A 9,799-nucleotide genomic window follows, 5' to 3' on the forward strand; every position below is an offset into this window, starting at 1 on the left:
CCTTTCTGGTAGACTTCTCCCTGCACATTTTAGGTCTTTTTTTGTTGTCAAAATTTAGAAATGGCAAGTCTGTAAGCTGTAATCCTGCTGTAAAAAATGGAGGTTAATAGGGATGAAGAAAACTAGCAAATGGAAAGGCCTTGCTTTGGCAACGGTGATTGCTGCAAGCAGCATAATTGTTACACCAGCAATGGCCGCAGAGAATCAAACGTCCGTCTGGTCACGCCAGCAAGCGGAAAAAGTGAAGCTGACAGAAGAAACAACGGCACCAGAGGTCGATTTGGAATTTGATCTTGTCGCACCTGACCAGTGGGTATGGGACACATGGCCGTTACAGGAAAGAGATGGTTCTCTAGCAATCGTGAACGGCTATCGAGTGGCTTTTGCTTTGGTAGCACCTCGCAGCCTAGGGTGGGGCGAGCGTCATACGGAAGCAAGAATTGGAATGTTCTATTCTAAGAACGGTAAGGATTGGACCTATGCGGGAATTCCTTATGAGTATGAGAATGCTAAGGGATATATGCAATGGGCGGGTACAGCCATGCTTGATGAAGATGGAAAAGTGCACTTATTCTATACCGCAACTGGGGACAGAGAGAACTGGGATTATAACGGATGGGATAAGAGAGCCGTTCAGCGTCTAGCTAAGACGACTTTTGATATTGAGACAAGTAAAGATGGTGTCGAGCTGACAAATGAGGGTGAGCATGAAATCATTCTTGAAGCAGACGGCAAACATTATGAAACGATTGAACAGGCAGATAGCCCAATTATTACAGCATTCCGTGATCCATTCTTCATCCAGGATCCGAATACAGGAAAAGAATATATTCTCTTTGAAGGACAAGCTGGAAGTGACCGAGATTATATTAAGCCAGAGAATATTGGGGACGAAGAGTATCGCAGCACACATTCTGTTCCTGAAGGCGCAGAAAAATACAACGGAAATATTGGTATTGCCGAAGTGTTAGATGAAGATGTAAGTGAATTGAAGCTTCTTCCTCCATTGCTTGAATCAGTTGGCACGAATCATCAGTTAGAACGCCCGCACATGGTGATCAATGGTGATGAATATTATCTATTTACCATCAGCCATACCTTTACTTACGCTCCTGGTTTAACAGGGCCTGATGGTGTATATGGATTTGTCAGCAATGGACTGTTTGGTGAGAAAAAGCCAATGAATGAGAGTGGTCTTGTTATAGCAAACCCAGCAGAGAATCCTTACCAGGCATATTCATGGATGGTCCTTCCTAACCAGCAGGTCATCAGCTTCATTAATGAACCGCTTGATGAGAATGGACAAGTGAAATTCGGTGGTACATTCGCAGCTACCTTGAAATTAAAGCTTGATGGAGAAGGTTCAAAAATTATGAAAGAAGGAAAGACTGGCGAAATTAAGCCATTTGGCGCGAATCGCTAATTTATTCAAAACTGAAAGGGGATTGAAATGCTAAATAACAAAAAAGCACTATCAGCAGTAGTTTTGGCAGCAAGTGTCGTTATATCTGGTTTTAACGGCTTATCAGCAAAGGCGGATGAAACCGTGACGACAACGAATTGGACAAGGGAACAGGCTTCTAAAATTGAACTGAATCAAGATAATACCTTGCCATATACGGATATCTCTGAATTGGAGAAGTTTGCTCCTGGTTATCATGTATGGGATTCATGGCCTTTAACCGACCGCGATGGAAATATTGCTTCCGTTAAAGGCTGGAAGGTATTGTTTGCTCTATCAGCTCCAGACAATGTGCTACCAGGTAAAGTGCATGACATTGCGACCATTCGTTACTTTTACTCGAAAAACGGGAAGGATTGGACGCTAGGCGGGACACTCTTCCCAGAAGGAGCGTCACTGGGTTCACGCGAATGGGCAGGATCTGCCATGATGGATGATGGAAAAATTCATGCCTTCTATACAGCAACAGGCCATAGAGGAGAAGCTCCGCTTACGTTTGAACAGCGACTGGCAATGGCTACAGGAGATATCGTAGCTGACAGCGAGGGGATTCGTTTTGAAAACTGGGGAGATCACAAGATCATCCTAGAGCCGGATGGAGAACACTACCAAACGAAGGAGCAGGCACAGCAAGGTGAAGGAGGCGGCTATGCTTTCCGTGATCCGATGTGGTTCAAGGATCCAAAGACAGAAAAAGAATACATTCTGTTTGAAGGGAATTCTGGTGGTGCAGTAGGGGAACGCACATTCAAGCAGGAATACGCGGGAAGCACGAACTACACCGATGAGAACCCAGTACCTGCAGGTGCTGTTCACGCAAATGCCAATATTGGAATGGCAGAAGTTGTGGATGGAAATCCTTCAAACCTGAAGATGCTTCCACCGCTTTTGGAAGCGAATTATGTAAATGAAGAGCTAGAAAGACCACATATCATTGTGAAGGATAAAAAATATTATCTGTTCACCGACAGTCATATCAATAAATATGCGGAAGGACTGCAAGGACCAGAAGGGCTGTATGGATTTGTTTCTGACACATTGACGGGCGGATATGAGCCGCTTAATGGCAGTGGACTAGTCATGGCCAATCCTCCGGAAAATCCTTACCAGGCATATTCATGGCTTGTACTTCCGAATTTAAATGTCGTAGGATTCGCCCACTTTGGTGATTTAGGTAATCTGTCTATTGGCGATGTTGGAAACCAGGATCCAGAGTTCCAGTTCAGCCATTTTGGCGGTACACTAGCTCCGACAGTAAAACTATCAATCAATGGATCTACAACCAAGATTGAGAAAGAATTCAGCCAAGGCTGGATCAAACAATAATGCTTTTGGTCAGCTGATTCCTCAGGATCGGCTGACTATCTGTATATATGGCGAGAGAAACGAACTTGTGCAGAAGCAAGTTCGTTCTCGCGTTATAAAAAATGATACAAAAAACAGGACTCGACTATGGGGGACTACATAAATGAAGAGAAAAAAAGAGAAAACTGGCAAAATTTTAATAGCGACTTTCATTGGACTTTCCTCTCTATTTGCACCTATGATTAGCACAAGTGTTTTTGCAGATGAAAATAGAGAAGTATTCAACTGGACTCGTGAAAGTGTAAGCCATTTAGAAATGAATGACACGAATACAGCGCCGGAAATCGATACTCAAGATCTTGTGGAAATCACATCAGATTCATATATTTGGGATACGTGGCCCCTTCAGGATAAGAATGGACACCCTGCTGTGGTCAATGGATATAAAATCATTTTTGCTTTATCTGTTCCCAATGATGTACTTCCAGGCAAGCGGCATGATACGGCTGAAATTGTTTACTTCTATTCAAAGGACGGCAAGAGCTGGGAGTCAGGCGGTCAGGTGTTCGAGGATGGCGTCGCATTGGGTTCCAGACAATGGGCAGGCTCTTCGATTGTCGATAAGGATGGTAGACTGCATATGTTCTACACAGCCACAGGTAGAAAAGGTGAAGAGCAATTAAGCTACGAACAGCGAATCGCTGCAGCTTCAGCAGAAATCAGTACAACAAAAGGCGGCGTTACTTTTCAGGACTGGTCTGAACATGAAGTCATCCTTGAGCCTGAAGGAGAATACTATCAGACAATAGAGCAGACGGGTCAAGGAGAGGAATCTTACGCATTCCGTGATCCGTATTTTTTCCAGGATCCAAAGACGGGTGAAGAATATCTACTATTTGAAGCAAACTCAGCTGGCAGATTAGAGCACCGTTTGTTAAAGGATGAATATATTGGCTCAGTGGACTTTCGCAGCAGTCATGAAATCTCCGAGGACTCCAAAGCTTTCAATGGCAGCATTGGAATCGCGAAAGCAGTCGATGGTCGTTTGAGCAAATTTGAATTACTACCTCCAGTGCTTGAGGCTAATTATGTGAATGAAGAGCTTGAACGTCCAAGTGTAATGGTAAAGGGCAACGACTATTATCTTTTTGCCAAAACACACAGCGAGAAATTCGCTCCCGGTCTTAGCGCGCCTGAAGGATTATATGGATTTGTCTCCAATACACTTCGTGGGGACTATCAGCCGCTTAATGAAAGTGGACTGGTCATTGCCAATCCAATCAATCAGCCATATCAAGGTTATTCTTGGATCGTCATGCCGAATGGCACGGTGGCCAGTTTTGTGAATTATACGGATGTGAATGGACTGGACATTCATGAAATTGGCGAGCAATCCCCAGAGTATCAAATCGAGCATTTTGGTGGTATGCTTGCACCATCCATAAAGTTAGCCATTACTCGTGATCAGACGAAGATCGTTCATGAGAAGAAGCAAGGAGTTTTTAAATAAGGGTCTTTTCTTTAACTTTGTTATTTGGAACATCATTTAAATGATTTTGCTAAGTTTCCGCAGAAAATAGCATATATTTAATAAGAAAAGAGCCTGCAAACTACATTCTTAAGCGCCAAATAGCTATTTCCACGTTAAAATCGGCTTTTAGATTTTAACAACAATCTTAGCAAAAACAGCCTTAAATAAAAGCACGTAGGGTGGGAAAAAATGGACATGCAGGACGGACAGAAACAACCTATAGAGATTGCGCGAGAGCTGGTCTATTTACTAGGTGGAAAAGAAAATATTGTAAAGGTGACTCATTGTACAACTCGATTACGGTTCGAGCTTCACGATGACCGCCGTGTGGATGTTTCGAAATTAGAGGCATTGCCTTATGTACATGGGACTTTTTCTCGGCTCGGACTTTTCCAAATCATTATAGGATCCGTTGCAATCAACCATGTCTACAGGTCTATCATTGACCTTGCACCTACTCCTGCTTTTGAAGCTGGCTCGAAGGACAACCCAAAAGGTAGAATGAATCCATTTGTTCAACTAGCAAAGACATTGTCCAATATCTTTGTCCCGATTATCCCAGTCATCGTTGCAAGCGGCTTATTAATGGGACTTATCGGCATGATCAAAGTATTTCAGTGGGTGAAGCCGGAAAGCACGGTGATGATCATGCTGGATATCTTTTCGAGTGCCGCCTTCATTATTTTACCAATTTTGATAGGGTTCAGTGCGGCTAGGGAGTTTGGAGGCAACCAAATATTAGGTGCCGTCATCGGAGGGATCCTGACTCATCCTTCGTTGCTGAATCCTTCCATGCTTGGCTACAAAATGCCTGAATATATGGAGGTTCTAGGACTTGAGATCCCTCTTATCGGTTATCAGGGAACAGTGATACCGATCCTTATTTCTGTTTTCTTTATGAGCAAACTTGAACAAGGTCTGAGAAAAATAGTACCACGCTCGCTCGATTTATTTTTTATCCCGTTTCTAGTAATGATCTGTATAGGAAGTGTATCACTATTAGTCATCGGACCAGTTTCGTTATTGATTGGTGATTGGATTACTATGGCTCTTGAACTTGTTTATACATCAGGAGGTACTATCGCTGGATTTTTGTTTGGTGGTCTCTATTCACTTATTGTGATAACCGGTCTGCATCATACCTTGCACGCGGTTGAGATGGAACTGCTTGCAAATCCGGACATTGGCGTTAATTTTCTGTTGCCGATTTGGTCAATGGCTAATATTGCTCAAGGAGCTGCAGGACTTGCTGTATTTTTCAGGACGAAAAATAAGAGAATAAAAAAAATCGCGATTCCTTCTGCTTTTTCAGCATTTTTAGGCATTATTGAACCTGTTATGTTCGGTGTGAATATCAGGCTTATGAGACCATTCATTAGTGCTGCCATCGGTGGTGCTATTGGGGGAGCGTATGTTGTATTTACTCATGTGGTCGCTAATTCATATGGACTAACAGGAATCCCAATGATTGCCATTGTAGCTCCGTTGGGAGTTTATAATCTAGTGAATTATCTGATCGGCCTTGGCATATCTGCCATTACCGCGTTTATTGCTACCTGGATTCTGTGGGTGAAGGAAAGTGCAGAAGAACAGAAATGACCTCGATTGCGCGAAAAACAGGAAGGTGAAAGTAAGATGAAAATTAAAAAAATCTTGAATAACAGTGCGGTAGTCGTGAAAGATAGAGACGGCGAAAAGATTGTCATGGGAGAGGGCATAGGGTTTCAGAAGAGAAAGAATGATAGGGTCAACCCGTCAAAAATTGACAAAGTTTTTGTCATGGAAGACCCAAACGAACATCAAAAATTTGAGGAAATACTGCAGCTGCTCCCAGAAGAGCATATCCAGTTGGCTGAAGAAATCATCAGCTATGCGGAAAAGGAATTCGGCGTCACGATCAACGAGCATGTACATGTTGCTTTTTCCGATCATTTATCATTTGCCATTGAACGATTAACCAATGGAATAGCGATAAAAAATTCATTGCTTGACCAGATAAAAATTCTTTATGTAAAAGAGTACGAAATAGGACTCTGGGCAAAAGAACTAATAATGAAGAAACTCGGAATAGAAATTCCCGAAGATGAAGTAGGCAATATTGCTATGCACATGCATACCGCAAGAATGAATATCGGTAACATGGAAGAAACGATAGATATCACGACCACCATTCAAGAAATTACCCGTATCATCGAGAACCGTTTACATGTAAATATTGTCGAAGATTCGATGTCTTATGAACGATTAATCACCCATTTGCGCTTTTCGCTTAAAAGCCTATTATCTCATGAATCGAAACATGAATATGATCAACAAATGGCAGCAGTCATCAAGGAGAATTTTAAAGAAGCCTTTTCCTGTGCCCAAGAAGTTGGCGAGTTTCTAGAAATCAAATACCGTATAGAATATCCAGAGGCAGAACTTATGTATATTAGTATGCATATTCAAAGATTCTATAGTCGGGCGCTGTTGCAAAAATAGGTATCGTATTATAGATAAAATTAAGCAAGTGTACCCGGGTAGAACTTAGAGGCTGTTCCAAAAGTGTAACTATTTGGTGCTCGCCTCTTTTTTATATACGTTCATTCCTCCGATGAACGTCATTATAAAGAGAAACAACCGAGCAAACGAAGTTCATCTAGTATATGAACATCATTACAAAGAGAAACCACCGAGCAAACGAAGTTCATCTAGCAAATGAACATCATTACAAAGAGAAACTACCGAGTAAACGAAGTTCATCTAGCAAATGAACGTCATTACAAAGAGAAACGACCAAGGAAACGAAGTTCATCTAGCAAATGAACGTCATTACAAAGAGAAACCACCGAGCAAATGAAGTTCATCCGTCAAATGAACGTCATTATAACTAGATAACACCGGGCAAACGCGGTTCATTCCCTAGGGATTCCTGAGGTAGAAGTTGCTTTTACTATCCAATCTAAATGGTAAGAGTTTTGCAAGAGATACTATGTCGGATTTTAAATACAGATTTTGTCATGAAAGATTTCCTCCCTCTATTTTCATAATAAGAAAAGAAGGGGTGATACTTATGGCAAAACGAAGTGGAAAAACAGACGCACAGCAAAAAAATAAGCAAGGATTTGACTCAAGCAAAACAGATACAGAGTTCGGTAAAGAACACGGTAGTGCAGCTGCCAATCGAGCTCACAAAGAAAAAGCAAAAAAAGAAAAGGCATCTAAAAATCAAGGCGAATGGAAAGGGATGCATTAATTCATTGTTATAGTCATATCTAAAGACTCTCTTACATGTAGGAGGGTCTTTTTTACTTATTGAATTTTAGGAGGAAAAAGTTAAGTGGTACAGAATAAATTGTAGAGTAGGATTATATTTTTAACAGTTATCCGTGAACAGATAGGAGGTACAAAATGGTGAAATCAATAGCTGTATATTGCGGATCGAGTAAAGGTTCTTCAAGTAAGTATATAGAAGAGGCAAAAAAGCTAGGAGAGGAATTGGCTAAAAGAAACATTACACTTATATATGGTGGTTCAAGTATAGGACTAATGGGTGCGGTTGCTGACTCTGTATTAGCGATGGGAGGAAAAGCAATAGGCGTCATGCCAAGATTTTTAGATAATCGAGAAATCTCTCATAAAAGCTTGTCAGAACTTCTTGTCGTGGAGACGATGCATGAAAGAAAGGCAAAGATGGTCGAGTTAGCCGATGGATTTATTGCTTTGCCAGGTGGTGCTGGGACTATGGAAGAATTCTTTGAAGTTTATACTTGGGCACAGGTAGGGCTACATAAAAAGCCAATTGGTCTTCTAAATACAAATAGATATTATGATCCTCTTATAGCCTTACTTAATCATATGAATAAGGAGCAGTTCCTACAGGATCAATACCGATCTATGGCACTTATTGATGAGCACCCAGCAGGATTGCTTGATCAGTTTAGGAATTATGAATCACCCCCGGTAAAAACGTATTAACTGAAAGTTATAGAAGTAATTCTATAAAAGAAAGGTATAACAATGATGAAATTTGTTTTAGCTCCGGATTCCTTTAAGGAAAGTATGACAGCAAAACAAGCCGCCTTAGCGATGGAAAGAGGAATAAAAAAAGTGTTTCCTGACGCCGAATGTGTCATTGTACCAATGGCGGATGGTGGAGAAGGAACCGTGGAATCACTAGTTAGCTTGGAAAATGGTCGGTTGCTCAAGACAGAAGTAGCTGGACCTTTAGGAGATAAAGTTCTTGCGGAATATGGAATGGTAGAAAAGACAGCTATTATAGAAATGGCAAGTGCGAGTGGCTTACAAATGATTAAGCCAGCCGATCGAAATCCCTTAGTGACCACTAGCTACGGAACTGGCCAGCTCATCAAACATGCTTTAGATCAAGGGGCAGATCGGATTTTGATCGGAATTGGTGGAAGTGCAACCAATGATGGTGGAGTAGGCATGCTTCAGGCACTAGGGGTTTCGTTTAAAGACGAAACAGGTGCTGAGCTACCCTTTGGCGGTGGTGCTTTAAGCAGGCTGCATTCAATTGATGTAAGTGGATTAGATCCTAAAATTAAGGATGTCCAAATGGATGTGGCTTGTGATGTGAGCAACCCCCTAACTGGTGAAAATGGTGCTTCTGCTATCTTTGGACCCCAAAAAGGGGCGACTCCTGGCATGGTTCAACAACTCGATGAAAACTTGGCTCATTATGCCACGCTTATTCAAAAAGAGCTTGGAAAGGATGTAGCCACTGTGTCTGGGGCTGGTGCAGCAGGAGGTCTTGGAACCGGACTCATTGCCTTTTTAGATGCAAGGCTACTAAAAGGAATCGATTTGGTCATTGAGTTTACGGGACTGGACAAATTAGTTGAGGGAGCAGACTTTGTTTTTACTGGTGAGGGAAGCATTGATCATCAAACCCTGTATGGAAAAACCCCCTTTGGAGTTGCTTCCGTCGCAAACCGATATAATATTCCAGTCATTGCCTTTGCCGGACGGGTGGGAGATGGAGTAGAAGTATTGTACGAAAATGGGTTTACTGCGATCTTTGGAATTGTAAATGGAGTAGCTTCTTTAGATGAAGCATTAGCCTCTGGAGAAACAAACCTTTGTAGAACAGTGGAAAATGTTTGTAGAGTATTAAAGCTGTATAGATAATGGTAAGGGTAGCTGTGGTGGATGACAGCTACTCTTTTTTTTGTTAGGTGGTCATGGGGAATAGCAAGTAACTCTCTGGAATCGCAAATATATTTCCGGGATAGCAAATAAATTTTGGGGATCGCAAGTAAATTTCCGGGATAGCAAATAAGTTTTGGGAATCGCAAGTAAATTTCCGGGATAGCAAATAAATTTTGGGAATCGCAAATAAATTCTCAGAATCGCAAATAAATTTTTAGAATCGCAAGTAAATTTCTAGAATCGCAAATATTTTTTCAGAATAGCAAACAAATCAGTCAAGTCCTCAATATTGTGTAAATTCGGTACAAGTGTTTCCAACCAGTTTTTTACTTACTTGGCCTTTAACCAAA

Annotated in this window: 8 protein-coding genes; all 8 read left to right on the top strand. The window is 41.6% G+C overall.

The window, feature by feature from the left end; genetic code table 11:
- Positions 1-112: 112 nt before the first annotated feature.
- The 8 genes from ACRX5O_RS24165 (at position 113) to ACRX5O_RS24200 (ending at position 9,428) form a co-directional block, all read left to right on the top strand.
- Positions 113-1,423, top strand: coding sequence for a glycoside hydrolase family 68 protein (locus ACRX5O_RS24165; protein WP_433908282.1), 1,311 nt, complete (start codon positions 113-115; stop codon positions 1,421-1,423).
- 27 nt (positions 1,424-1,450) lie between these two features.
- Entirely contained in the window at positions 1,451-2,788 is a 1,338-nt protein-coding gene (locus ACRX5O_RS24170; protein WP_433908283.1) for a glycoside hydrolase family 68 protein, read from the top strand.
- Positions 2,789-2,930: 142 nt separating this feature from the next.
- Positions 2,931-4,277 (top strand): glycoside hydrolase family 68 protein, encoded by a 1,347-nt coding sequence (locus ACRX5O_RS24175; protein ID WP_433908284.1) that lies wholly within the window; start codon positions 2,931-2,933, stop codon positions 4,275-4,277.
- 210 nt (positions 4,278-4,487) lie between these two features.
- Positions 4,488-5,897, top strand: coding sequence for a sucrose-specific PTS transporter subunit IIBC (locus tag ACRX5O_RS24180; RefSeq protein ID WP_433908285.1), 1,410 nt, complete (start codon positions 4,488-4,490; stop codon positions 5,895-5,897).
- Between the two features lie 36 nt (positions 5,898-5,933).
- Positions 5,934-6,779: a PRD domain-containing protein gene (locus ACRX5O_RS24185; RefSeq protein ID WP_433908286.1), complete on the top strand. Its 846-nt coding sequence runs from the start codon at positions 5,934-5,936 to the stop codon at positions 6,777-6,779.
- Positions 6,780-7,350: 571 nt separating this feature from the next.
- Positions 7,351-7,533, top strand: coding sequence for a hypothetical protein (locus tag ACRX5O_RS24190; protein WP_119706538.1), 183 nt, complete (start codon positions 7,351-7,353; stop codon positions 7,531-7,533).
- Positions 7,534-7,691: 158 nt separating this feature from the next.
- Complete coding sequence (locus ACRX5O_RS24195) at positions 7,692-8,255, top strand: LOG family protein (protein WP_433908288.1); 564 nt, start codon at positions 7,692-7,694, stop codon at positions 8,253-8,255.
- 42 nt (positions 8,256-8,297) lie between these two features.
- Entirely contained in the window at positions 8,298-9,428 is a 1,131-nt protein-coding gene (locus ACRX5O_RS24200) for a glycerate kinase (RefSeq protein ID WP_433908287.1), read from the top strand.
- Positions 9,429-9,799 lie beyond the last annotated feature (371 nt).

Source organism: Robertmurraya mesotrionivorans (assembly GCF_050971805.1).
Taxonomy (GTDB): Bacteria; Bacillota; Bacilli; order Bacillales; family Cytobacillaceae; genus Robertmurraya_A.